19 protein-coding genes are annotated in these 24,107 nt (G+C 71.1%); 7 read left to right on the top strand and 12 right to left on the bottom strand.

Features of this window, described 5'->3' with window-relative positions:
- Positions 1–114 precede the first annotated feature (114 nt).
- The 4 genes from ACFVHO_RS16355 to ACFVHO_RS16340 all read right to left on the bottom strand — a co-directional run bounded on the left by ACFVHO_RS16355 (position 115) and on the right by ACFVHO_RS16340 (position 5,097).
- Complete coding sequence (locus ACFVHO_RS16355; RefSeq protein ID WP_385714127.1) at positions 115–1,167, bottom strand: BMP family protein; 1,053 nt, start codon at positions 1,165–1,167, stop codon at positions 115–117.
- Between the two features lie 333 nt (positions 1,168–1,500).
- Complete coding sequence (locus ACFVHO_RS16350; RefSeq protein WP_385714124.1) at positions 1,501–2,583, bottom strand: BMP family protein; 1,083 nt, start codon at positions 2,581–2,583, stop codon at positions 1,501–1,503.
- Between the two features lie 247 nt (positions 2,584–2,830).
- Entirely contained in the window at positions 2,831–4,075 is a 1,245-nt protein-coding gene (locus ACFVHO_RS16345; RefSeq protein ID WP_385714294.1) for an amidohydrolase, read from the bottom strand.
- A 395-nt stretch (positions 4,076–4,470) separates the two neighbouring features.
- Positions 4,471–5,097 (bottom strand): hypothetical protein, encoded by a 627-nt coding sequence (locus ACFVHO_RS16340; RefSeq protein ID WP_385714121.1) that lies wholly within the window; start codon positions 5,095–5,097, stop codon positions 4,471–4,473.
- A 525-nt stretch (positions 5,098–5,622) separates the two neighbouring features.
- Here ACFVHO_RS16340 and ACFVHO_RS16335 point away from each other — a divergent pair.
- Positions 5,623–7,809: a glycosyltransferase gene (locus ACFVHO_RS16335; protein WP_385714291.1), complete on the top strand. Its 2,187-nt coding sequence runs from the start codon at positions 5,623–5,625 to the stop codon at positions 7,807–7,809.
- Positions 7,810–7,825: 16 nt separating this feature from the next.
- Here ACFVHO_RS16335 and ACFVHO_RS16330 read toward each other — a convergent pair whose 3' ends face one another.
- The 5 genes from ACFVHO_RS16330 to ACFVHO_RS16310 form a co-directional block, all read right to left on the bottom strand.
- Positions 7,826–8,329: an SUKH-3 domain-containing protein gene (locus ACFVHO_RS16330; protein WP_385714118.1), complete on the bottom strand. Its 504-nt coding sequence runs from the start codon at positions 8,327–8,329 to the stop codon at positions 7,826–7,828.
- Between the two features lie 481 nt (positions 8,330–8,810).
- A complete protein-coding gene (locus tag ACFVHO_RS16325) occupies positions 8,811–10,166 on the bottom strand; it encodes a hypothetical protein (protein ID WP_385714115.1) in 1,356 nt (451 codons plus the stop codon).
- A gap of 130 nt (positions 10,167–10,296) precedes the next feature.
- Positions 10,297–11,232 carry an N-acetylneuraminate synthase family protein gene (locus tag ACFVHO_RS16320; protein WP_385714112.1) on the bottom strand — a complete coding sequence of 312 codons (936 nt, stop codon included), beginning with the start codon at positions 11,230–11,232 and terminating at the stop codon, positions 10,297–10,299.
- A gap of 14 nt (positions 11,233–11,246) precedes the next feature.
- The gene (locus ACFVHO_RS16315) at positions 11,247–12,551 is read right to left on the bottom strand and encodes a cytidylyltransferase domain-containing protein (RefSeq protein WP_385714288.1); all 1,305 of its coding nucleotides are present in this window, start codon (positions 12,549–12,551) and stop codon (positions 11,247–11,249) included.
- Between the two features lie 251 nt (positions 12,552–12,802).
- On the bottom strand, positions 12,803–14,164 hold the full coding sequence (locus ACFVHO_RS16310; RefSeq protein ID WP_385714109.1) for a DUF6716 putative glycosyltransferase: 1,362 nt from the start codon (positions 14,162–14,164) through the stop codon (positions 12,803–12,805).
- Positions 14,165–14,362: 198 nt separating this feature from the next.
- On the opposite strand from ACFVHO_RS16310, the gene ACFVHO_RS16305 reads away from it, so the two are divergent.
- The 3 genes from ACFVHO_RS16305 (at position 14,363) to ACFVHO_RS16295 (ending at position 17,936) form a co-directional block, all read left to right on the top strand.
- Entirely contained in the window at positions 14,363–15,343 is a 981-nt protein-coding gene (locus ACFVHO_RS16305) for a glycosyltransferase family 2 protein (RefSeq protein ID WP_385714106.1), read from the top strand.
- A 17-nt stretch (positions 15,344–15,360) separates the two neighbouring features.
- Entirely contained in the window at positions 15,361–16,767 is a 1,407-nt protein-coding gene (locus ACFVHO_RS16300) for a polysialyltransferase family glycosyltransferase (RefSeq protein WP_385714285.1), read from the top strand.
- Between the two features lie 254 nt (positions 16,768–17,021).
- A complete protein-coding gene (locus tag ACFVHO_RS16295; protein WP_385714103.1) occupies positions 17,022–17,936 on the top strand; it encodes a class I SAM-dependent methyltransferase in 915 nt (304 codons plus the stop codon).
- Here ACFVHO_RS16295 and ACFVHO_RS16290 read toward each other — a convergent pair.
- Positions 17,902–18,570 carry a TetR/AcrR family transcriptional regulator C-terminal domain-containing protein gene (locus tag ACFVHO_RS16290; protein ID WP_385714100.1) on the bottom strand — a complete coding sequence of 223 codons (669 nt, stop codon included), beginning with the start codon at positions 18,568–18,570 and terminating at the stop codon, positions 17,902–17,904. The genes ACFVHO_RS16295 and ACFVHO_RS16290 overlap by 35 nt on opposite strands.
- Before the next feature lie 134 nt (positions 18,571–18,704).
- On the opposite strand from ACFVHO_RS16290, the gene ACFVHO_RS16285 reads away from it, so the two are divergent.
- The 3 genes from ACFVHO_RS16285 to ACFVHO_RS16275 all read left to right on the top strand — a co-directional run bounded on the left by ACFVHO_RS16285 (position 18,705) and on the right by ACFVHO_RS16275 (position 21,736).
- The gene (locus ACFVHO_RS16285; protein ID WP_385714098.1) at positions 18,705–20,174 is read left to right on the top strand and encodes an FAD-dependent monooxygenase; all 1,470 of its coding nucleotides are present in this window, start codon (positions 18,705–18,707) and stop codon (positions 20,172–20,174) included.
- Positions 20,171–20,716, top strand: coding sequence for a MarR family winged helix-turn-helix transcriptional regulator (locus ACFVHO_RS16280; RefSeq protein ID WP_385714095.1), 546 nt, complete (start codon positions 20,171–20,173; stop codon positions 20,714–20,716). Before ACFVHO_RS16285 ends, ACFVHO_RS16280 begins: the two co-directional genes overlap by 4 nt.
- Before the next feature lie 75 nt (positions 20,717–20,791).
- Positions 20,792–21,736, top strand: a complete 945-nt coding sequence (locus tag ACFVHO_RS16275; protein ID WP_385714092.1) for a L,D-transpeptidase family protein — start codon at positions 20,792–20,794, stop codon at positions 21,734–21,736.
- Positions 21,737–22,054: 318 nt separating this feature from the next.
- Here ACFVHO_RS16275 and ACFVHO_RS16270 read toward each other — a convergent pair whose 3' ends face one another.
- Positions 22,055–23,272, bottom strand: coding sequence for a hypothetical protein (locus ACFVHO_RS16270; RefSeq protein ID WP_385714090.1), 1,218 nt, complete (start codon positions 23,270–23,272; stop codon positions 22,055–22,057).
- Positions 23,272–23,943: an RNA polymerase sigma factor gene (locus ACFVHO_RS16265; RefSeq protein ID WP_385714087.1), complete on the bottom strand. Its 672-nt coding sequence runs from the start codon at positions 23,941–23,943 to the stop codon at positions 23,272–23,274. The genes ACFVHO_RS16270 and ACFVHO_RS16265 overlap by 1 nt, the downstream gene beginning before the upstream one ends.
- Between the last annotated feature and the right edge of the window lie 164 nt (positions 23,944–24,107).

Genomic DNA, 24,107 nt, shown 5'->3' with positions numbered 1-24,107 from the left:
GCCGTCAACCGGGGCGCCGGGCACGGTGGTTGAGGCCCTGGCCGCGCGAACGGGGCGCGAGGAGGCCGTCGGGCCAGTGTCCTCACACCCCGTTCCGCCGCCGTAACGGCGCCATTACAGCGCCGTCTTGACCTTGATCTTGCCGCTGGTGATGCCCTGCTCGGCCTTCTTCACGGCGGCCTGCAGGTCCTTCATCTTGGTGAACTCGGGGTTGGAGTCGGCGAGGCCGACACCGCCCGACTTGAGGTCCGCGCGCACGACGCCGCCCTCGGCCTTGTCATCCTTCACCGACTTCACCAGGTTGTACACCGCTCCGGCGACGTCCTTGGTGGCCGAGGTGAGGATGTACTTCTTGTACTTGTCGAGCGCCTTCTGCTTGTACTGGTCGGAGTCGACGCCGATCGCCCAGACCTTCTTGGCGGCGGCGGCCTCGATGACGCCCTGACCGGAGAGACCGGCGGCGTGGTAGACCACGTCGGCGTCGCCCTCGATCTGGCCGCTGGCCGCCTCCTTGCCCTTGTCCGGGCTGGAGAAGCCGCCGTCCTCGGCCTTCTCGGTGAGGAACTGGCGCTTGACCTTGACCGACTTGTCGGTGTCCTGGACGCCCTGGACGAAGCCCGCCTCGAACTTGCGGATCAGCGGGTTGTCGACACCGCCGATGAAGCCGACGGTCTTGGTCTTGGTGGCCTTCGCGGCGGCGACACCGGCCAGGTACGAGGACTGCTCCTCGTTGAAGACCAGGTCGGCGACGTTCTTCGCCTTGATGGTGGCGTCGTCGACGATGCCGAAGGTGACGTCCGGGTTCTTGGCCGCGACCTCCTTGATGGCGGGCGCGTAGGCGTAGCCGACCCCGATGACCGGGTTGTAGCCCTGCTTGGCCAGCTCGGTGAGGCGCTGGACCTTGTCGGCGTCGGACTCGCCGTCGGTGGGCTCGACGGCCTTCTTGCCGACCTTGAGGTCCTTGGCCGCACGGTCCATGCCCGCGGTGGCGGCGTCGTTGAACGACTGGTCGCCGGCGCCGCCGATGTCGTACGCGATCGCGACACCCTTGCTCTTGCCGTCGTCGTTCTTGGCGGCATCGCTGGAGGTACCGCCGCAGGCGGTGGCGGAAACGGCGAGAGCGGCGGTCGCGGCAGACGCGAGCGCTATTCGGGACACCCGGCGCATAGAGACGAACTCCTTATGTACAAGGACGTGAGTACGGACGCGGCTTGACGGACCTGGGGACACACGACGAGCCACATACGTGCAGTGCGCCTCACCCGGCGCTGATTTCGCCGCAGCGTAACGCGCGTAGACCTGACATAAGAACCCTTCTGTCCGGTCCGTTATCGAGCTGTGGCCACCAGGCGTCGGGAGGGTGACGGCCGGGTGCGGCGGCCATCGGAGGCCTGATCTGCGACGGATTCATTGGGGCCCAACGGGTTATACGTACGACCAATCGACGGCGGTCCGACGTCGTTATACGTACGACGTCGGACACACCACACAAAAACCGGATCAAGGCCGGGTCTTGACCGTCACCTTGCCGTCGACGATGTCCTTCTTGGCCTTCTCGACCGCGGCAACGACGTCCTTCATGTCCCGGTACGCCGGGTTGGAGTCGGAGAAGCCGACGCGGCCCGACTTGAGGTCGTAGCGCTGGGTGCCGGTCATCGGCTCGCCGTCGACGACGGACTTGCTGAGGTCGTAGACGGCGCCGCCGACGTCCTTCAGGGCGGAGCCGAGGATGTACTTCTTGTACTTGGCGAGCGCCTTCTGCTCGTACTGGTCGGAGTCGACGCCGATCGCCCACTTCTTCTTCGACCCGGCCTCCTGGATCACGCCCTGCCCGGAGAGCCCGGCCGCGTGGTACAGCACGTCGGCTCCGGCTTCGAGCTGTCCGCTCGCCGCGTCCTGGCCCTTGTCGGGGCTGGCGAATCCGCCTTCCTCGGGCTTCTCCGTCAGATACCGCCGCTCTATTTTGATCTTCGGGTCGACCGACTTCACGCCCTGCACGAAACCGGCCTCGAATTTGTGGATGATCGGGATGTCCACGCCCCCGATGAATCCGACGTGTTTGACCTTGGTCGCCTTCGCCGCGGCGACTCCGGCGAGATACGAGCCCTGTTCCTCGTGGAATACGAGATCGGCCACGTTGTCGGCCTTGACCGTGTCGTCGTCGACGATCCCGAAAGTGATCTTCGGATACTTCTTCGCGACTTCCTGAACGGCGGGCGCGTACACGAATCCGACGCCGATCACCGGGTTGTAGCCCTGCCGGGCCAGGGTCTCGATGCGCTGCGTCTTGTCGGCGCTGGACTCGCCGTCGCCCGGCTCCATGTCGATGCCGCCGATCTTCAGGTCCTTGCGGGCCCGCTGGTACCCGCTGTACGCGGCGTCGTTGAAGGACTGGTCGCCCCGGCCGCCGATGTCGTACGCGAGGCCGATGCCCTTGCCGGAGTACTTCCCTTCGCCCTTCTTCCCCCCGTCGTCGTCCTTGGCGGCCTCACTGCTGGTGCCGCCGCACGCGGAGGCCACGAGGGCGAACGTCGCCACCGTCACGGCCACTTGGGAAATCCTCGACACTCGACGCCGACGCATAGGACGCACCCCTTACGTTTCGAACGTTCCCCAAAGCACCGGTGACGGCGCTGATTTCGGCGCACATTAACGCGCGTAGAAAGGGAGGGGAACGGGTTCGACGGCGGCCGTTATCGATTCGTGGCGGGGTCGGCGCGAGTGTGTCGGGCGGGTACGGGTTACGCCCGCGTAAGGGGAGTTACGCGGGCGTTAATCGGGGGGGGTGCGGCCCTCAGGTGGAACGGGCGGTGGCAGCCGGTGGCGGCCGTCAGACGGAACGCGTCGCGCCGTCGATGAGGGCGGCGGCCGTGAAGAGTTCGACGCCCACCGTGATCGCGTGTTCGTCGGCGTCGAAGTCGCCCTGGTGCAGATCGCGGATGCCGCGCTCGCCGGGGGTGCGGACGCCGAGCCGGGCCATGGCGCCCGGGACCCGCTCCAGATACCAGGAGAAGTCCTCGCCGCCCAGGCTCTGCTCGGTGTCCTCGACGGACGCGTGCCCGCGCCGGGCGGCCATGGCGTCCCTCAGCAGGTCCGTGACCTCCGGTTCGTTGACGACGGGCGGGACGCCGCGGACGTAGTTGATCTCGGACTTGGCGCGGTAGAGGTCGGCGATCTCCTGGATCGCGCCGTGCACCAGGTCGGGGGCCTGCCGCCAGGCCGCGAGGTCGAGGCAGCGGATGGTGCCGGACAGCTCGGCGTGCTGCGGGATGACGTTGCAGGCGTGGCCCGCCTCGATGCGGCCCCAGGTGACGGCTAGGCCCGAGCGGGCGTCGATGCGGCGGGCCACCAGGGCCGGGACCTCGGTGACGACCTTGGCGGCCGCGGTGACGAGGTCCGTCGTCAGGTGCGGGCGGGCGGTGTGGCCGCCGGGGCCGTCGAGCGAGACCTCCAGGCGGTCGCAGGCGGAGGTGATGGGTCCGTGCCGCAGGCCGATGCGGCCGGCGTCCACCCGCGGGTCGCAGTGCACGCCGATGATCCGGCCGACGCCGTCGAGCGCGCCGCACTCGATGGCGTCCGTGGCGCCGCCGGGCAGCACCTCCTCGGCGGGCTGGAAGATCAGCCGCACCGGGTGCGGCAGCAGCCCCTGCTTCGCGAGGTCGGCGAGGACGAGCCCGGCGCCGAGGACGACGGTGGTGTGCACGTCGTGGCCGCAGGCGTGGGCGCGGTCGGGGACCGTGGAGCGGTAGGACACGCCCGTCTTGGTGTCCGGGATGGGCAGGGCGTCGATGTCGGCGCGCAGGGCCAGGACGGGGCGGACGGGGCGGGTGCCGCCGTCCGGGGTGCCTCCGATGTCACAGATGAGTCCGGTGCCGATGCGCAGGACGCGGGGTTTGAGCCCCGCTGCCTCCAGGCGGGCCTTGAGGGCCGCGGTGGTGCGGAACTCCTGGTGGCCCAGCTCCGGGTGCATGTGCAAGTCGCGACGGAAGGCCACGAGTTCGGCGCGCAGCTCCTCTGGCAGCGCGCCGGGCAGATCTCCGGGCGGCACGGACTCGGATTCGGACTCGCGGGACATCAATTGGTTCACCCTGTGAAGGGTAGGGCGATCGACGGTCCAACTAAGGCTCGATCAACAAAAGTTCAGCCAGATTGAGGTAACAAACCTGGCCGCGTGCGCATGTCCGGCTCGTACGGCGGGTATGAAGAACAGTTACCTCCGCTAGGCGGAGAGCGATCGTCGCAGGCCAGTGGGGTCCACCTCTGGGTGTGGGGTCATCCTTGCGGTGGAGGAACCTTGAAGATCGCACCAAGCGGCTGACGGGCAGCCGACGGGCGGTTGACGGGCCCGACGACGACGCCGCCCCTCCCCTGCCGAGGGCGGCGCCGCCGTCGTCGTTCACCGGTTCGCGGCGTACGCCCACCGACCGCACGCGGGCGTACGTCTCCTACCGGCCGTCCTACTGACCGGACCTACTGCCCGGCGAACTTCCAGACGTAGGGGTCCCCGTCCTCCTTCTCGGCCCAGTGGACCTCAAGGCCCTTGGAGCCCTTGGGCACGAGGTAGGTCTCGCAGAGCACATGGCTCTCGCCCTGCTTCCAGCCCTCGATGTCCAGCGGGTCGTCGCAGCCGGGCGCGTCCTCGGAGGCGCCGATGACGAGGCCCCCGCGCCGGCCGTCGGCCCAGATCTCCGTGGTGTCGGCGGCGTCGGGAGTCTCCTTCACGACGCCACCGCCCTTGTGCGTGAACTTCAGGTGCGCGACGGCCGGGACGAGCCCCTTGGCCTTCTTGGGGTCCCGCACCAGCTTCTGCGTGTCGGCCTCGGTGCCGACGTCGACCTTCTGTGCGACGACTTCGTACGTGACGGGGGTGGTCCCCTCCTTCACCTTGCCGGTGGCGCTCTTGCCGGTGCCGAGGGCGCCGCCGCCGGTCGGCTTCTGCCCGGCCGGCTTCTCCTTCGAGTCCGCCACCGGCGCCTCGTCCTTGGATTTGCTGTTCGACTTCTTCGAACCGCCGTCGTCCCCGCCGCACGCGGTGAGCGTGAGGGCGAGCACGGCTGCGGGCACGCCGAAGCGGAGGATGTTCTTTCGGTAGAGCAAAGGTGACTCCTGGTACGGAAACTGAGTGAGCGGCCAGCGTAGGAGCCCGCCACGCAGGGAGTCCAGGCGCCCCCTACCTATGAGGCGGACCTCTCACTTGACGTACGCAAACACCTACAGAGAAGGCGAGTTCAGACAGATGGTCCGGAAGTAACCACCGCGACCCGCTATCTGACGAACCATTCGCCAGGACAAATCAGCAACGATGCCCAATCCTCCCCGCCCGACGCTCCGAACATAGGGAGTCACGGCCCGGCCCCGGGCCCTCTGGCCTTCCGGGGCTCTCCCGGTCCCCGGAAGCGGTCGGCACCCCCACCGCCTCCCCGCGAGGGGGGCGCCGACCGACTCCGCGGAACCTTGGATTCCCACCCATTTATGCCCCGCGTTGACACCGATGGCGCCCTCATGAATTCACTTTCCCCGCAAGCGGGGAAAGGCCGAACTCCGGAAGAGATCCATGTCGCGGTGGCGATGGAGCCTGCCCTGACGACGACGTCGGCGATGACCATCGAGGGGCCCGAAGAATTGAAGATCGAATTTCTGCTCCACAACGCGTACGGAATCGGCGGCACCATCCGCGCCACCGCGAACCTCTCCGGCGCGCTGGCGGCCGCCGGGCACGAGGTGCAGGTCACGAGCGTGCACCGGGTCGCGGAGAGACCGGAGTTGCCGTTCCACCCACGCGTACGCCTGCGTTCCCTCATCGAGATGCGCGAGGACTCCCCCGCGTACGAGGGCGATCACGAACTGAACCGACTCTCGAACAGCATGTTCCCGGAAAAGGGAGTGGATTTCGGCCGCCTGCGTTACACGGCGCTGCACGACCGAACCATCGCCGAACACCTCAAGGAGACCGACGCGGACGCCGTCATAGGAACGCGCCCGATCCTCAACGGCTACCTGGCACGCCACGGAAATCCGCAGAGAGCCGGCCGCCGCGGATACCTCCGCATCGGCCAGGAGCACCTCTCCTACGACGCGCACAGCGAGCAGCTCCGCGGCGACCAGAACGCCGCGATCGCCGCGGGCCTGGACGCGTTCGTCACGGTCTCCGAGGCGGACGCGGCGCTGTACCGGGCGGGACTTCCCGGCGTACGTACGAAGATCCTCTGCATCCCCAACGGCGTCACCGCGCCCGCGGTCCGCCCGTCCCCGCTCGACTCCAAGGTCGTCGTGGCGGCGGGCCGACTCGTCGCGGTGAAGCGGTACGACCGCCTCGTCGCGGCCTTCGCCAAGGTGTCCGCCGAGTACCCCGACTGGACCCTGCGCCTCTACGGCCGTGGCCCCGACCGGGCCCGGCTGCGCCGCCAGATCGACGAACTCGGCCTCTACAACCAGGTGTTGATGATGGGCCCGGCCGCGCCCATCGAGACGGAGTGGGCGAAGGGCGCCGTCGCGGCGGTCTCCTCCGACATGGAGTCCTTCGGCATGACCATCGTCGAGGCCATGCACTGCGGCGTCCCGGTCGTCGCGACGGACTGCCCGCACGGCCCGGCGGAGATCATCTCGGACGGCGAGGACGGGCTGCTCGTGCCGCTGTCCGGCGGGGTGGACGCGTACGCGGACGCGCTGAAGTCCCTGATGAAGGACGCCGACTTGCGCGCCCGCCTGGGCGCGGCGGCCCGCGCGAAGGCGTCGACGTACGTCCCCTCGGTGATCGCGCGCCGATACCTCGACCTCATCGAGAGCCTGCGCCCCGAGCCCCCGTCCCGCCCCCGCCTCACCACCCGCATCCGCAGAGCCCTGACGGGCCCCGACCGCCCCACACCACCCCCACAGGCACTCCCCGCCCCGCCCCCGACCGCCTCCGCCCGCATCACCCCTGCCGGGGACCTGGCCGTCGTCCTCGCCCCCGCGACCCTCCCCCGAGGCCCCCTCGACCTCCTCCTCCGCAAACGCAAGGACCCCGAAGGCCGGGAGATACGGGTCCCGGTGCCGCCCCTCACGCCCGTGGCGCCCGGTGTGGTCGAGTCGATCGTGACGGTCGACCGCACGCTCCACACGCTCCAGGAGGGCCGCTGGGACTGCTACATAACCCCGCACGACGCCCCCGACGACGCCTTCGGCAGCACCCTCCACGCCACGTCCGGCGGCGCCCGGGCCCGTACCCGCCTCCGAGCCCACCTCATCGAAACGGCCCGCCTCCTGACCCTCCCCCCGACCCTCCCGCCGACCCTCACCCCCGAGGGCCTGACCTCCTGGATCCCGTACGCCACGTCCGACGGCTACCTGGCCATGCGCGCATGGCTGCGTCCGGCGCACGCGGAGGTGGACCAGGTCGTGGTCGGCGAGACCTCGGCCACGGTGACGGCCCACTTACTGGGAAACGCCCAACTCCCACCCGAGGGAACGACGGTGACGCTCACCCCCCGCACCACAAGCCCCCCGCACACCCGACCCACCCCCGACATCACCGTGCCGGTACACAACCTGACCCCGACCCACTTCCACTTCACGATCCCCTACGCGGAAGCGCAGACCCACCACGGCACGGCGGACCACACGGTCTGGGACCTCCACGTGCACACCACGGCGGGCCGGGTCCCCCTGGGCCGCATCACAGGAGACACGGTCGAACGCAAGAAGACGAACACCTACCCCGCGACGGAACTCCCCCACGCCCACCCCAACACCACCACCCGCCTAAGGCCTTACTACACAGCCACAAACGCCCTGTCCCTGAGCGCCCGCAACGTCCCGCACCAGCCCTGACCCGCCTACGCCACCCTCACTGCCGAAAGACCGGCGGCCAAGGATCGAGCCCCGGATCCGCATGGAGACAGACCAACGGCCGATTGGCGCAAACCGCCAGTTCCAAGGACTCCTCGAAGGTCGAGCCCAACTCCCAGATCCACCCCATACCAGCGGCGACGACTCTCCCCCCAGCCTCCAAGAAAACGCTGGAATAGCTCAGCCATTCACCGACAGGGAAATACTCCCCACCGAGAACACCCTCGACTTCCACGGCCAGCTCACGCTGACCCGACCCACCCGCGATGGGATCAAAGTTCCAAGGTTCGTCATTGCTGAAATTCGGCCCAACCCGATTGACCGGCTCAACCGAAAGACCCCCCATCGCCGAGAGCACTTCCCGCGCCAAGGCGTGAGCCCGATACCCCTCGCGCTCCAGCGACTTCACCCATCGGCCATGGTCAACAGCCCGCTCAGCACTCCACCCCGACGCGACGAGCGCCCCGAGCAGTTCGCGACCGAGCGCATCAAATCGGATCATGGGCACCAGCCAGCACCCGGATCCTCCAGAAGCCGACCGCAGCGGCCAGACGTTGGACCACACATCAGGCAGCCGGAATTTCAGACGGCCGAAGTGTCAGAGTGGGCTGCCGCCCCGGGTCCGCGGCCAGCACGACGGCCCTCCTGACTTCACCGATATGACTTGCCATTCCCTCGACCGTGAAACGGCCATCCGCAACACGAGGGGGATTGACGTTACCGTAGGAGCCTTGCGCAGTCAGTTCCACGCCGATACCGAAGGAATGGGCGCACAATATCCGCACTTCAACTACCCGCCCGACCAGGGCAGGACTGATCCGCCCCCACCGCGACAGTGGGAGGTCATGGACATCTGGAGCTTCTACCACGACGCCCACAACCTCTCCCTTATTGCGCCACCTGACCGAAGAGTCCAATCGCGGTAGCACGTATGCAGATCCGCCACCGTCAGGTTGTACACAAACGCCTGCTGTGTCCAGCGGTCACGCCGGTGCCGTCTGCCTCACTCCGTTGCCGGGGCCCTGGTTCTGGCCCTGCGTCTGGGCCGAGGGCTGGCCCTGGGGCGAGGGCTGGGCCGGGTCCTGGGGCGGGCCCTGTTCTTCCTCGTCCGTTACCGAAGCCAGGCGATGCACATCCCGCGCCGTCCCCGTCACCCCCGACAAGAACCCCTGGGCGCGGGGCGATGCCGAGTCCGTGAGCCAGGACGGGTCGATGTCCATGACCGCGACCTTGACCTCGGTGCCCGCGAGGGCGAGGGGGAGGGTGTGGACGACGGTGGAGGGGAAGCTGAGGATGGTGCGGCCGATGGGGCCTCTGCGGGCGATGAGTTCGAGGGGGAGGTCGGGGCGTACGACCTGGAGGCCCGTGTCGACGGCCAGGCGGTGGAGTTTCTCCGCGCTCTCGCGGCGGTGCGCGAAGTAGCGGGCCGCGCCGTGCGTCCGGGCCAGCGCCCGCACCGCCTCGACATAGCGGTCCAGGTCCACCACGCCCGTCTCCACCAGGGACGTGCCCACCAGGTCCGCGCCCTTGGTGATGCGCGGCGGGCCGAAGCGGGCCCTCGTCCAGGCGAAGGCGTTGGCCGTGACGGTCACGCCCTCCGGCGCCGACTCGATCGGCATCGACGAGAAGACCTCGACCTTGCGGTCCCCGCTCGGCGTCAGGCGGCGGCGCGCCTTGGACGACACCGGCATGAACACCATGTCCCGCGCGCCGGGGCGGCCCCCTCTGCGGTGCCAGCGCACCAGGCGTTCGCCACGCGCCAGTTGGGAGATGAACTCCATCGTCGCCGTGCCGTCGTCCACGACCACCAGGTCACGGGCGCGCGTGATGGACAGGAGCAGTTGTACGTAGCGGGAGAACGGGTCGCCGATCACTATCCGCCGGGCCCTGCGCAGCGGGCCCGCCAGGCCGCCGATCGTGTGGAAGGGCGCCGTCGTGCCGCCCCGCGCCTCCTCCCAGCGCACATGGAAGCCCTCACCGCGCGCCAGTTCGCACATGCGGCGCAGCTGGCCCCGGGTCATGGGGTCGGTGGGTGAGAGGACGACGAGGGTCAGTTCCTCGGGCGGGTCCAGTGGGAGGGCCTGCGGGAGGGGCTGTGAGAGGGCCCGTGAGAGGGGCTGCGGGAGGGCCTGTGGCGGATCCTCCGGCTGGTTCAGCGGCTGGTTCGACGACTGGTTTGGCGGCCGGTTCGGCGGCTCGTTCGGCTCCGGGAGTTCGCCCCGCATCGCCGTATGCGCCCACTCCAGCACATTCAGCAACTGCACCGGCGACTCCACGAACGCCAGCGTGCCGCCGTCGGTCGCGGTGGCGGCGGCGCGCCGACCGGTTCGTACTGACATGCGTCCTCCCGTGTGCAGCGGTGCGGCGGTCTCTCGCGGAGCCGCCGGAGCCCCGGCCGCTCGGACCGGGGCCGGAGCCGACGGAACCGGCGCCCCCGTGTTCGCGGGGGCGCCGGTGGGCCGACAGGTGTCAGACGGCGACCGGCTCGCGGTCGCCCGCCTCGGCGACGACGCCCGCGACGCGGCGGAGCTTCTTCATCGGGCCGAGCTCGGACTCGTACACCTTCTTGACGCCGTCGCCGAGCGACGCCTCGATGGTGCGGATGTCGCGGACGAGGCGGGACAGGCCCTGCGGCTCGACGGAGGCGGCCTGGTCGGAGCCCCACATCGCGCGGTCAAGGGTGATGTGGCGCTCGACGAAGGTGGCGCCGAGGGCGACCGCGGCGAGGGTGGTCTGCAGGCCCGTCTCGTGGCCGGAGTAGCCGATCGGGACGTTCGGGTACTCCGCCTGGAGGGTGTTGATGACGCGGAGGTTCAGCTCCTCGGCCTTCGCCGGGTACGTCGACGTGGCGTGGCAGAGGAGGATGTTGTCCGAGCCGAGGACCTCCACGGCGTGGCGGATCTGGCGCGGGGTGGACATGCCGGTCGAGAGGATGATCGTGCGGCCCGTGGCGCGCAGGGAGCGGAGCAGCTCGTCGTCCGTGAGGGAGGCGGAGGCGACCTTGTGGGCCGGAACGTCGAACTTCTCCAGGAAGGCGACGGCCTCGGTGTCCCACGGGGAGGCGAACCAGTCGATGCCGCGCTTGGCGCAGTGCTCGCTGATGGCCTGGTACTCGGACTCGCCGAACTCCACGCGGTGGCGGTAGTCGATGTACGTCATCCGGCCCCAGGGGGTGTCGCGCTCGATGTCCCACTGGTCGCGCGGCGTGCAGATCTCCGGGGTGCGCTTCTGGAACTTCACCGCGTCGCAGCCGGCGTCGGCGGCCACGTCGATGAGCGCGAAGGCGTTCTCCAGGTCGCCGTTGTGGTTGATGCCGATCTCGCCGGTGATGTAGACGGGGTGGCCGGGGCCGGCGGTCTTCGAACCGAGGGTGCGCAGGCGGTCGTTGGAGGCCGTGTTGCTCATGGCAGGAACTTTCCTTAACTGTTGAGGGAGGGGCCGAGGATCCAGGCGGCGATCTCTCGGATCGCGCCGTCACCGCCGGGGACGGAGGTGACCGCGCGTGCGGCGCCGCGTACGACGTCGTGGGCGCTCGCGACCGCCACGGGCCAGCCGACAAGGCCGAAGCACGGGAGGTCATTGACGTCGTTGCCGACGTAGAGCACGCGCTCGGGAGCGATGCCCTGCTCCTCGCACCACTGCTTCAGTGCGAGGTCTTTGCGGTCGATGCCGTGCAGGACGGGGATCTTGAGCTTCCGTCCGCGGGCGGCGACGACCGGGTTCTGTTCCGTGGACAGGATCAGCATCGTCAGGCCCGACCTGCGCAGGGCGGCGATGCCGAGGCCGTCACCGCGGTGCACGGTGACGAACTCCCGTCCGTCGGAGTCGATCAGCACCCTGTCGTCGGTCTGGGTGCCGTCGAAGTCGAGTACGACCGCGTCGATGTCGGCGCGGGTCGGGAGGGCGCCGTCACGGTCCGCGTCGAAGAGCGGGGCGAGGGCGCGGGCGCGGGCGAGGTCGTGCGGGTCGTCGATCTCCAGGACCCGCGCGGGGTCGGTGCGGACGAGTTCCGTGTGCCCGAAGAAGCGGTGCTTGTGGGTACGGAAGCCGGTGGCGGCCATGCCGTAGACGGCGCCGGTCTCCAGGAGGTCCTGGGGGCGGTCCTGGCGGCGGGGCCGGAAGGACTTGTCGTGGTTGACGCCGTAGCCGCCGGAGGTGGCGGTGTCGGTGACGACGGTGGTCGTACCGCCCTCGGCGGCCGTGCGCTCGCCCTCTATGGCGGGCGGCTCGTCACTCGCGTCGCGCCACACGAAGCCGTGGAAGGGCGCGACGGTGTGCGCGGTGTCGGCGCCGCCGCGGGTGATCGCGCCGACCACGCCGTCGACGTCCTCGCGGACGATGAAGGGGCTGGTGCACTGCACGAGGAGGACCACGTCGACCGTGACGCCGTGCCGCTCCTCGTAGCCGTCCATGGCGTGCAGGACCGCGGCCTCGCTGGTCGCGGTGTCCCCGGCGATGGCGGCGGGGCGCAGCACGACCTCGGCCCCGGCGGACCGGGCGGTCTCGGCGATCACCGTGTCGTCGGTGGAGACGACGACGTCGGTGACCAGCGGCGAGGCCACACAGGCGCGGATCGCGCGGGCCACCAGGGGGACGCCGCCGACCGGCGCGAGGTTCTTGGCGGGCACGCCCTTGGAGCCGCCGCGCGCGGGGATGACGGCGAGGACGCGGCGCACCGGTTCGCCCTCCGGGTGGGACGGGCCCGCTGGGTGGGGCTTGGACATGGAGGCTCCTTCAGGGATGCCTGGTGGGGGGCTGGTCGGGGCGGCGGGCCTGGTGTGGGGGACGGATTCCGGGGTGGTCCGGGCGGGGGTGGTCGGCGCGGGCCTGCCGGGTCCCTGCGGCGGGATCTCGGCGGCCTTCGCCGGGGCCGACGGGGGCACGGTGCCCTCGGCCGGGTCCGACGAGGGCTCGGCGCCCTCAGCCGGGTGCGGCAGCACCACGGCGGCCTCGGCGCGCGCCGCCTCCGGCCCCCTCACAGCTCCCCCATCCGCCGGATCACCGGCGCGACCCGCTGCACGCCGTGCCGGTACGCCCCGCGTGCGGCGCTGCGGACGGCCTGGCGGACCGGGCCGGGGTCGCGGTCGGCGGCGGGGGCGCCGGGCAGCGGGGTGGCGTCGGGGCCCAGGTGGTGGCGGGCCAGGATGCCGGGGAGGTATCCGGGGGCGGTGACCTGCGTGTAGTACGGCTGGATCGGCGGGAGCGAGCCGTCGCGGGCGCGGCCGGTCAGCTTCGCCACCCGCTCGCGGGCCGCGTCGAACGCCGTCTCGTACGCCCCGTCGGCGGCGACGCCCTGGCGCGCGACCCAGTCGGGGTCGGGCTCGGGGCTCTGTCCGGCGTCGAGCTGGTCCCAGGAGGCGAGGCAGCCGGAGCCGATGAAGGCGTGGTTGCCGAGGGCCTCGCGGACGCCGAGGTCGGTGAGGACGGCGGTGGGGATGCGGCGGTGCAGCGCTTCGAGGGCGGCGGTGGAGCTGACGGTGACGAGCAGGTCGGTGCGGTCGAGGACCTCGCCCATGTGCCCGTAGACGAGGCGGAAGTTGGCGGGCTGCTCCTCGCCGCGGACCAGCTTCTGGTACGGCAGCTCCTCGATGTGCGTGGTGTGCTCGCCGGGCTTGCTGCGCAGCTTGAGCAGGACCTCGCGCTCGGGGTGGCGCCGGGCGTGCTGGATGAGGCGGGACAGCAGGTAGGCCCGGTCGGCCCGCTTCTCCGGCACTGAGGGCTGGGCGGCGAAGACGACGGTGTAGGGGTCGCGGGGGGCGTACGGCTCGCCGCCGAGGAACGGCAGCGCGGCCTCCACGACGCCGGACGCGTCGGCGCCCACGCCCTCGTACACGGCGCGGAACCGCTCCGCGTCCTGGCGGGAGTTGGCGAGGACGACGTCCGCTCCGTGCCGCAGGAGCAGTCCGTCGGCCAGCTTCTCGTAGACGACGCCGACGTAGCCGGTGACGACGACGGGGCGCCGGGCCGCGCCGGCGAAGACGCGGGCGAGGCCGTGCAGGACGGCCTGGACGGCGCCGCCGACGAGGGCGAGAACGATGACGTCGGGGACGTCGGGGACGTCGGGCGCGTCCTCGTCACGGCCGGACCCCACGGCGTTCAGGAACTCGATGGCGGTGACCTCGCGCATGCTGTCCGCGCGCACCCCGACCTCTTCGAGCTGGCGGGGGGTGGGGGTGGCCCGGCCGCGGAGCAGATAACCGTCGAGGCGGAGGTCCGGTGCGGCCTCTTCGCCCTCGGCGGCTCCCGTGAGGCGCTTCGCGGTGAGCGAGCCCCATTTCCACCGGGTGTCGGAGTCGGCGAGCACGGCGACCCGCGTCGTCTTGTTGCTTACTGGCACAGCGAAGACGCTAGGAAGGCATTCCGATTGATGGCCCAACTCAGGTGCAACAAACGGTTAACAGCGTGCCGACGAATGGCGAAGGGGGCTGGCAAACGTGTGACGGGACGCCCGGTTAACCATTCCGCCACGCTTCGTTCACCTGACATCCCACTGCGGGACAAGACGAATGCCGGGCCGACACCTAACGTCTCGCACGTGGTTAAGCTCTCCGTCATCGTGCCGTTCTACAACGTGCAGCAATACGCGCCCGACACCTTGAAGTCCCTGCACGCGAACGTGCGTGGAGACTTCGAATTCATTTTCGTCGACGACTGTTCGACGGACGAAACACCGGACGTGCTCGAGCGTGCCGCGCGCGAGCTCCCCGGCGCCGTCCACCTCAGACATGAACAGAACGGGGGCCTGGCCACGGCCCGCAACACGGGTCTGGACGCGGCCCGCGGCGAGTACATCACCTTCCTCGACGGCGACGACTGGCTCGCGCCCGGCTACTACGAGCAACTGCTCGGCGCCATCGAGGAGTTGGGCTGCGACTTCGTCCGTACCGACCATGTGCAGTGCACCGCGCGCGCCCGCAGCGTGCACCGGGTGCCGCACGGCCTGCGCGGCGTGGTGATGTCGCCGCGCGACGTGATCCTGCCCGCCGACCGCTCCACGTCCGTGGACTACGCCTTCGCCTGGGCCGGGATGTACCACCGCCGCCTGCTCGACCAGGGGCTTCTGCACTTCACCCACGGGCTGCGCACGGCCGAGGACCGGCCGTGGATCTGGCGGCTGCACCGGGAGGCGAAGTCGTTCGCCGCGGTGGGGCTGCTCGGTGTCTTCTACCGGCGCGGTGTCGCGTCGTCGCTCACGCAGATCGGCGACGTCCGCCAGCTCGACTTCATCAAGGCGTTCGACCAGGTGGTGCGGGAGACGGCCGAGGACCGCGACGCGGACATCCTGCTGCCGAAGGCCGTGCGCACGTATTGCGCGATCATCTCCCACCACCTGGGATCCATCGAAAGGTTCGAGCCGGCCGTGGCCCGGAAACTGAAGTCGCTGAGCGCCGCCGCGCTCAAGCGCATGCCCCAGGGCGTCCTCGACGAGGCCCTGGACTCCATGGACGTCCAGCGCGCGACGCGGCTGCGCCGACTGCGCCGCCGTGCCGTCGGCGCCGGGGAGGTGGCCGCGTGAACCCCGCAGGTCAGGCCGTGCGCGACCCGCACGCCGCCGCCCTCGCCGCCGCGCGCCCCGACGCCCGCCGCCGCACCACGCAGATCTTCTTCGCGTCCACGCTGTACGGCGTCGCCACCCTGGCCGCCGCCCTGGACGCCGACCGCTTCGGCCCGGCCGACCGGCGCGTCCTGCTGATCGCCAACAACGCGGCGACGCCCGAGACCACGCCGTCCGTCGACACGATGCCCGGCTTCGAGCGGCTGCGCGGCCGCTTCGACGACGTGCTCTCGTGGAACGAGGCCATCTCGCCCTTCCACCCGGGCAGTTGGTCCCCGCGCGGCGACGACCTGCCGCTGTGGCAGCGCTATCTGCGGCTCGCCTGGGACCTCGGCGACGACAACGTCGAGCTGGCCGTGGAGTCCATCCAGGTCCAGCCGGCGCTCGCGCTCACGCAGATCTTCACGGGCGCGCCCGTCGACGTCTACGCCGACGGCCTGATGAGCTACGGCCCCACCCGCAACAAGATCGACCCGCTGGTCGGCACCCGGGTGCGACGGCTGCTCCACCTCGACCTGGTGCCCGGCCTGAAGCCGCTGCTGCTCACCGAGTTCGGCGTCGAACCCGAGCTCGTACCGACCGACACCTTTCTGAAGGTCCTCGGCGAACTCGCCGACAGTGAGGCGGAGTCTGGCTCCCTGGACGCACTCTCGCGGATCGGGGAACCGGCGCTGCTGCTCGGCCAGTACCTCTCCGCCCTCAACATCCTCACCACCGAGGAGGAAGAGGACCTGCACGCGCGGATGCTGCGCGGCGCGGCGGCGCTCGGGCACAAGCGGGTGGTGTTCAAGCCCCATCCGACGGCCCCCGCGCGCTGGTCGCGGCAGCTGGAGCAGGAGGCCGAGCGGCTCGGCGTGGAGCTGACCGTCCTGGACACGCCGGTGCTCGCCGAGGTGCTCTACCAGCGGGTACGGCCCGCCCTCGTCGTCGGCTGCTTCTCCACCGCGCTGCTCACGGCCTCCGCGTTCTACGACCTGCCGGTGGCGCGCATCGGCACGGAGACGCTCCTGGAGCGCCTGAAGCCGTACGAGAACAGCAACCGCATCCCGGTCACGCTGGTCGACGCGCTGCTGCCCGACCTCGGCGACCGCGAGGCCGTCTCCGGGCGGCGCGCGGAGCCGGACGCGGCGGCGCTGAGCGGTCTGGTGCGCGCCGTGGGCTTCGCCATGCAGCCCAAGATCTACCCGGGCCTGCGCCCGACCACGGAGCGCTATCTCGCCACGCACCTGAACGAACGCACCTGGCGCTACTTCAAGAAGCGCAGGCTGACGGCGCTCGCGCTGCCGGGCGGGATCCCGGTGCAGCTCGCGTTCATCCCGCGCAACGCGGCGGTGCGCAAGGTGGCGCGGCGGGCCCGGTCGATCAAGCGGGCGGCGCTGGGCTGAGCGGACGGCCGAGCGGACGGTCCCGGCCGTATTCCGGGGCGCGGCGGGGGTGCGGGGCGCTGAAATGCCCCGCACCCCCGCTGCGGGTAAGGTGATGATCCGCTCGCGTTCACGGGGAATTCATCTCCCCAGGGCTTCTCGGCCGTCCCGCGGATGTCCAAAAGCAGCATTGCGGCAAGCGCCTTGACCGTGCCCGGGGTATCTCCTAGCGTCCTCGGGAACTTGCGTCCGCAACAAGAGAGTGGTTTTCCCTCATGCCTGCTGCGCACGACACTTCCGCACTTCCCCAAGAGCTCAGCGATGTTCCCGGCTGGTTTCCGAATCTTGATCAGGTGCTGTTCGACTGGCTTCTGACCCGGCAGGAAAGCCGGGGAGTTCACGGCGATCTTCTGGAGATCGGCGTCTATATGGGCAAGAGTGCGATATTCCTCGGCCACCATCTGCGGGACGGCGAGGACTACACGGTCTGTGATCTTTTCGAGGACGAGGCACCGGACGGCGCCAACAAGGCGGAGTCCGACAAGTCCTACCCGACGCTGACGAAGCAGGTCTTCGAGCGGAACTACCTGTCGTTCCACGACGCGTTGCCGCGCGTGCTGCGCGCGCCCAGCTCGGTGGTGCCGGACGAGGTGGCGCCGAAGTCCTGCCGGTTCGTGCACGTGGACGCCTCACACCTGTACGAGCACGTGCGCGGCGACATCGGCGCGGCCAGGGACACGCTGCTGCCCGAGGGCGTCGTGGTCCTCGACGACTTCCGCTCCGAACACACTCCGGGCGTGTCCATCGCGGCCTGGGAGGCGGTGCTCAACCGGGGCCTGAAGCCGATCTGCCTGAGCACCCAGAAGCTGTACGGCACCTGGGACGACCCGGGTCCCGTGCAGGAGGAGCTGCTCGCCATGGTGCGGGAGCGGGGCGACTGCCACCTGAGCGTGCAGGAGGCCGCCGGGCACCGGATCGTGCGGGTCAAGTCCAAGAAGGGCATGGCGGCGCCCGCGTTCCCCCCGTCACGGCACTACCGCGCCCCCGCGGCCACTCCGGCCGCCACCCCCGAGCGCGGCCCCCGCACCGCCCCCAAGGGCCCCGCCGCCCGGGCCCGCGCCCGCCGCCTCGCCGCCGACCTGCTGCCCCCGGTCGTCACGCGGGCCGTGCGCCGGGGCCGAGCAGGGTGACGCCGACCCCGGCGACCACCGCCGCGAGGCCCGCCTCGAAGCCGTCCTCGTAGCCCCGGAACATCTCCTCGCCCGCGGCCGCCGCCAGCGGGTAGTCCTTCAGGCGCTCGGCGCGCGCGACCAGGTCATACCCCTCGGCGCCCGCCGCGCCCTCCGCACCCGGGCGCGGCCCCGTGGCCTGCTCCTCGATGACGTACCCGATGGTGTAGCTCGTCGCGGTCACCAGGGCACGTGCCGCCGCGCCCGGGGTGAAGCCCGCCTCGGTGAGGCGGCGCAGCTGGGCCTCCACGGGTGCGGCGTACGACGTGTCGGTGAAGTACGTGCCGCTGTAGACCTTCGCGCCGTCGCGGTAGCGCAGCAGCATGCGGCGCAGGGCGCGCATCGCCGTCGTGACGGAGGTCTCCCAGTCGGCGTCCGGCGCGCCCGCGAGGTCGGCCGCCGCGCCGCGCACCATCTCCGTCGCCATCTCGTCGAGCAGCGCCTGCTTGTCCTTGAAGTGCCAGTACAGAGCGGGGGCCTTGACGTCCAGCTCCTTGGCGATGGCGCGCAGGGTCAGGCCGTCGAGGCCGGTCTCGTTCAGGAGGTCGAGCGCGACGCGCGCCACCCGCCGCCGGTCCAGTCGTGTCGTAGCCACCTTGACAACTTAACACCGTTAAGCGCATCCTCGGAGACATGGCACTTAACAGCGTTAAGGCAATGGGCGGAAACCCTGCGGAATCGCCGATAGCGACTTCACCCACCGCGGCATCATCGACGGCGACATCACCGATGGCGGCGACGACCGAGGTCCTGGTCGTCGGCGCGGGCCCCACCGGTCTGACCCTCGCCTGCGACCTGGCCCGCCGGGGCGTGCGCGCCCTCGTCGTGGAGCGGGCGGCGGGCCTCTTCCCCGGTTCGCGCGGCAAGGGCGTGCAGCCGCGCACGCTGGAGGTCTTCGACGACCTCGGGGTGGCGGGGGCGATCCTGGCGGCGGGCGGCGCGCCGCCGGTCGGCATGGTGTGGCGGGACGGCGTCCGGCAGGGCGAGTACCGCATGTTCGACGAGCCGGAGCCGGTGGACTCGGCGCCGTACGCGGGCCCGGTGCTCGTGCCGCAGTGGCGCACGCAGGAGATCCTGTACGCCCGCCTGACGGAGCTCGGCGGGTCGGTCGCGTTCGGCACGGAGGTCACCGGGATCGCGCAGGACGCGGACGGGGTCACGGCGAGCCTGGCGGGCGGCGGCACGGTCCGCGCGGCGTACGCGGTCGCCGCCGACGGCGGCCGCTCCGCCGTGCGGCGCGCGCTCGGCATCGGCATGACGGGCGAGACAGTGGATCCGCAGCCCATGCTGGTCGCCGACATCCGCATCGCCGAGGGCGCGCTCGACCGGGACAACTGGCACGTGTTCCCGCCGGCCGGCGCCCACCCGTCCGAAGGCGCCGCGAGCGGCGGCGACTTCGCGGCGATCTGCCCGCTGCCGGGGATCGCGGACTTCCAGCTGGTCGCCCGGTTCACGGGCGGCGCCGAGCCCGACCTGTCCCCCGACGGCGTACGCGAAGCCGTGGCCGCGCGCACGCATCTGACCGCCGCCGACGTCACCGAGGTCCGCTGGGCCTCCGACTTCCGGCCGCGCGCCGCCCTCGCGGACGCCTTCCGCGCGGGCCGCGTCCTGCTCGCGGGCGACGCGGCGCACGTGCACTCCCCCGCGGGCGGCCAGGGCCTGAACACCAGCGTGCAGGACGCCTACAACCTGGGCTGGAAGCTGGGCGCGGTGCTGCGGCACGGGGCGGACGCGGGGCTCCTCGACACGTACGAGGAGGAGCGGCGGGCGGTCGCCGCGCGGATGCTCGACCTGTCCACGCGCATCCACCACGGCACCGAACGGCGTGGCGCGGCCACCCGCCAACTCGGCCTGGGCTACCGGGACTCCTCCCTCTCCCTCGACACGTCGACGGCCGCCTCGGACTCCACCCCGCGGGCGGGCGACCGCGCCCCCGACGCCCCGCTGGGCGCCGGACGCCTCTTCGACGCCTTCCGCGGCCCGCACTTCACGCTGCTCGCGGTGGCCACGGACACCGAACTCCCGCCGCTGGACGGCGACATGGCGCGCGTACAGCGCACAGCCGACCGCGCCCCCTACGAACCCGGGCTGTACCTGATCCGTCCGGACGGCTACATCGCCTGGACGGGGCAGGACGAAGAAGGCCTCAGGAAGTATTTGACCTCAACTAAACTTGAGGTCCTAAGTTCGGGGGCATGACGAACACGAATGCGAACACGACCGCGAGCGCCACGGCGACCACCACGACCACCGCCACCCGGCCGAAGCCCCCCTTCACCCCGTCCCACAGCGACGCCGACCTCGTCAACCAGCCCATCGGCTACTGGAGTTCGGCGGCGGCCAAGGCCGTCGTCCACCACATCCGCGCCATGCTCGCCCAGAACGGACTGACCCAGCCGCAGTGGTGGGTCCTGAACCAGGTCGTCGGCCACGAGAACGGCCGCGACCGCAAGGATGTCGTCCAAGTCCTGCGCGGCTACCTGGAGTTCGGCGAGGGGCCGCTGCACCACGACATCGACGCCCTGCTCGACCGCGGGCTGCTCACCCAGGACCCGGACGTCGCGGACGCCCCGCTGCGCCTCACGGACGCGGGCGCCGAGCTGCGCGACCGGGTCGCGGCGCTGCAGGAGCGGACGCGTGCGGAGATCCACGAGGGCATCGACGACGCCGACTACATACAGGCCCTGAAGGTCCTCCAGCGCATGATCCACAACGTGGACGGGCAGGCCTGGCACCACTGACGCAGGCTTCACAAGCATTCGCCAATGGGAAACACTTCGGGGTGTGTTGTCCGGTGGAACGGTGTGGGGGATGCGATGAGCAGGGACGCGATAGCCAGGGGACGCGCGGCGGCGGGAGCCGTCGTCGCCCTGGCCCTGGCGTGCGGGTGCACGGCGCAGGCCGTGGAGACGACGGGCAAGGACGAGAAGTCGCCAGCCACCCGGTCGTCTTCGGACAACTCCGCTCGGGGCCCTTCCTCGCCCACGCCGAGCGAATCACCCCTGAAGAAGATGAAGTCCCCGGTGTCGCGGGCCGAGTTGCCGCAGTCGAAGACCCCTGACCCGCCGTCCGCGCCGCCGTCCCGGCCGCGCACGAGCACCCCGCCGCCCCCGGCCCCGCCGGAGCCGGGTCCGGTCGTCCTGGCGCGCGGCCAGGACGGCAAGAAGGTGCGTGAACTCCAGGCGCGGCTGCGGCAGATCGGCTGGTTCGGGCAGAACCCGACGGGGACGTACGGACCGGTCACGGCGACCGCGGTCGAGGGCTTCCAGGGCAAGCGCGGGCTCCTTCGCACCGGCGCGACCGACACCCGCACCTGGGACCGGCTGCTCGCCATGACGCGCGAGCCGACGCGGACCGAGCTGTACCCCGACGGCGGCATGCCGCCCGCCAAGCCGGACCGGCGCTGTCTGACCGGCCGGGTCCTGTGCGTCAGCAAGGAGAGCCGCACGCTGACCTGGATGATCGACGGCAAGGCCGTGACGACGGTCGACGTGCGCTTCGGCTCGGAGTACACGCCGACGCGCGAGGGCGCCTTCCAGGTGTTCTGGAAGAACCGCGACCACGTCTCGACGCTGTACGACACCCCGATGCCGTACGCCATGTTCTTCAGCGGCGGCCAGGCCGTGCACTACTCGTCGGACTTCGCGGCCAGGGGCTACAACGGCGCGTCCCACGGCTGCGTGAACGTACGCGACAAGAAGGGCATCGCGAAGCTTTTCAAGCAGGTCAGGACGGGCGACAAGGTAGTGATCTACAAATAAGCCCAGACGAGCCGCAACCACTCATTGAGCAACCCCAACGGCGATCAATTTGGTCCGCGAGAGCGGCGCCAGTTTAGGCGCAAGAAGGGGTCCGCGAGAGCGGCGCCGGTTTAGGCGCAAAGATGGGGCGCGGGCGGAATCGGGGGAACGTATCCCGCCCGCGCCAGTGGCACGGAGCCGTAGGTACGGGGGGAACCCCGGCTCGTGCGCAGCCGATGACCAGTCGGCTCACTTCTTACTGCGCCGTCGATTCGGAAAACGTCACACCCTGGCGGTGCGTCCTGGGTCACACTCCCGTGGCGGATGCACGGACCGCGGTCAGAGGACCGGCAGGGCGCTGTACGAGGCCGAAGGCTTGGGGAGCGGGGCGGGCAGCACCACGGGCGGGTTGTGGCCGCCGGAGCCGCCGCCGTTGTGTCCGTCGCCGGGGCCGTGGTGGCCGCCGCCGCCGTTGTTCCCGTCTCCGTCGCCCTGTCCACCGTCGCCGCCGCCGTGGCCTTCGTCGTCCTTGCCGCCGCCCTTGCTGCCGTCGAGGACGCGCTCGCAGAACCGCTGCACGCGCTCGGCGCCGCGCGCGGCCTCCTCCAGGCGGCGGCGCTTGTCGCCCTGGAGCGCGCCGCTGCGGTAGTCGCGGCAGGCGGAGATCACACGCTTGCGCCACTTCCTGGCGTCGCCGCGCTGCTCGCCCTCGCCGGTACCGGGGCCCGGGCCCTTGTCCGGCTTTTCGGTGGCGTCCTTGTCGCCGTCGGAGCCCTCCGTGCCGCCCGGGGTCTTGGTGTCGTCCCCGTCCTCGGACGGCGTGCTGCCCTGCGAGGGCTTGGACGGGTCGTCCTCGGGGGCGGAGCTGACGTCGTCGGGCAGCTCGTCGGGCGGGTCGACGGCGTCGTCCGAGGGCGTGCTGAGCGGCTGCTCCGGCGTCGCCACCGGTGACGCGCTGGTCGCGGGCCCCTGCTCGCTCCGCGTGAACGGCGACGGGATCACCCCGGTGCCGGCCGCGACGGCGACCCCACCGGCCATGCAGGCGGCGAGCGCGGCGGCGACGCCGAGGCGGACGGGGCGCGCCCAGCGGGTGGAGCGGGGGGTGGTGCGGCCGATGCGGACGGTCTGGTCGGACCGGTCGGGTCGGTCGGACTGGTCGGATCGGTCGGGGTGCGTCGCCAAGGCGGTGGGGGCGCCGGGTGCGCCGGGGGCGCGGGTGTCGCCGAACGCGCCGGGCTTGGCGGCCGCAGAAACCTCCCCAGACGTCCCAGCCACCCCAGAAACCCCGGATACCCCAGCCACACCACCGGCCCCACGCGCAGCGCGGAACGCCGCCAGCGCTCCCGCCTCGCCGGGCAGTTCGGACTTCACGGCGGGGGTGGACGCGGGGGCGGGGTCGGAGGGGGTCGAGGGGGCGGGCGCGCGGAGGGCGATCAGGGCCTCGGTGAGGCGTTCCGCCTGTTCGCGCTCGTGATCGCCGATGCCGTCGAGCCGCTCGCCGCGGAGCAATCGCTCCGCCGCATCGCGGTCCAGCCACTTGTACTGCTCGTCGGCCATCACATGTCCTTCTGCGTCCGCGTACGCGAATGCGTCACACACGGGGACGGTGGCACCGCACGTCCGTGCGGGTCAGGCTGCGGGGGTACGGCGCCGAGTCCGCGCCCCTGCGCGGGGTCGTCGGCGCCCATCAGCTCGGCGAGGCGCTTGAGGCCACGGTGGGCCGCGGTGCGGACCGCGCCGGGGCGTTTGCCCAGCGTCTCGGCGGCGCTCTTGGCGTCGAGGCCGACCACGACCCGCAGCACGACGGCCTCCGCCTGGTCCTGCGGGAGCTGGGCTATGAGGGCGAGCGCGGCGCCGGTGGAGAGGGACTCGATCGCCTCCCCCGCGGTGTCCGCCGCGCCGGGCTTGCCGGTGAGCTCCGTCTCGTCGCCGCCGATCGCGGGGCGGCGGCCGCGCATCCGGATGTGGTCCAGGGCGCGGTTGCGGGCGATGCGCGCGGCCCAGCCACGGAACCGGTCCGCGTCGCCGCTGAACCGGTCGAGGTCGCGGGCGATCTGGAGCCACGCCTCGGACGCGACGTCCTCCGCGTCGAGGTCGCCGACGAGCGTACGTACGTAGCCGAGCAGCCGCGGGTGCACGGAGCGGTACACAGTCCGGAACGCGGTCTCGTCCCCGTCCTGTGCCGCAAGCACGGCGGCGGTCAGCTCAGCGTCGTCCTCCCCCTGCACTGCGTGCCCCTCTGCGCCTGGTCAGGCGCCGCTCTCACGGGTCTGTCTTCTCGCGGTCGTGCGCCGCTGCACCGCTCACGGTGGTCCGGTCGGCGGTCGCGTAGGTGGCTCTCAACGCGGCGCGAACCTGCACGCTACGGCGTGAAACCGGTGCGCGTCCATGT

The organism is Streptomyces sp. NPDC127108 (assembly GCF_042677545.1).
In the GTDB taxonomy this organism is placed as follows: Bacteria; Actinomycetota; Actinomycetes; order Streptomycetales; family Streptomycetaceae; genus Streptomyces.
Note: the sequence above shows the minus strand (reverse complement) of the source record. Positions and strands in the feature narration are given on the sequence as shown.

Excerpts from the sequence above, each read along its gene's own strand:
- ACFVHO_RS16355 (WP_385714127.1), bottom strand. The coding sequence starts at position 1,167 with ATGCGCCGGGTGTCCCGAATAGCGCTCGCGTCTGCCGCGACCGCCGCT.
- ACFVHO_RS16350 (WP_385714124.1), bottom strand. The coding sequence starts at position 2,583 with ATGCGTCGGCGTCGAGTGTCGAGGATTTCCCAAGTGGCCGTGACGGTG.
- ACFVHO_RS16345 (WP_385714294.1), bottom strand. The coding sequence starts at position 4,075 with ATGTCCCGCGAGTCCGAATCCGAGTCCGTGCCGCCCGGAGATCTGCCC.
- ACFVHO_RS16330 (WP_385714118.1), bottom strand. The coding sequence starts at position 8,329 with ATGATCCGATTTGATGCGCTCGGTCGCGAACTGCTCGGGGCGCTCGTC.
- ACFVHO_RS16325 (WP_385714115.1), bottom strand. The coding sequence starts at position 10,166 with ATGTCAGTACGAACCGGTCGGCGCGCCGCCGCCACCGCGACCGACGGC.
- ACFVHO_RS16320 (WP_385714112.1), bottom strand. The coding sequence starts at position 11,232 with ATGAGCAACACGGCCTCCAACGACCGCCTGCGCACCCTCGGTTCGAAG.
- ACFVHO_RS16315 (WP_385714288.1), bottom strand. The coding sequence starts at position 12,551 with ATGTCCAAGCCCCACCCAGCGGGCCCGTCCCACCCGGAGGGCGAACCG.
- ACFVHO_RS16295 (WP_385714103.1), top strand. The coding sequence starts at position 17,022 with ATGCCTGCTGCGCACGACACTTCCGCACTTCCCCAAGAGCTCAGCGAT.
- ACFVHO_RS16285 (WP_385714098.1), top strand. The coding sequence starts at position 18,705 with ATGGCGGCGACGACCGAGGTCCTGGTCGTCGGCGCGGGCCCCACCGGT.
- ACFVHO_RS16280 (WP_385714095.1), top strand. The coding sequence starts at position 20,171 with ATGACGAACACGAATGCGAACACGACCGCGAGCGCCACGGCGACCACC.
- ACFVHO_RS16275 (WP_385714092.1), top strand. The coding sequence starts at position 20,792 with ATGAGCAGGGACGCGATAGCCAGGGGACGCGCGGCGGCGGGAGCCGTC.
- ACFVHO_RS16270 (WP_385714090.1), bottom strand. The coding sequence starts at position 23,272 with ATGGCCGACGAGCAGTACAAGTGGCTGGACCGCGATGCGGCGGAGCGA.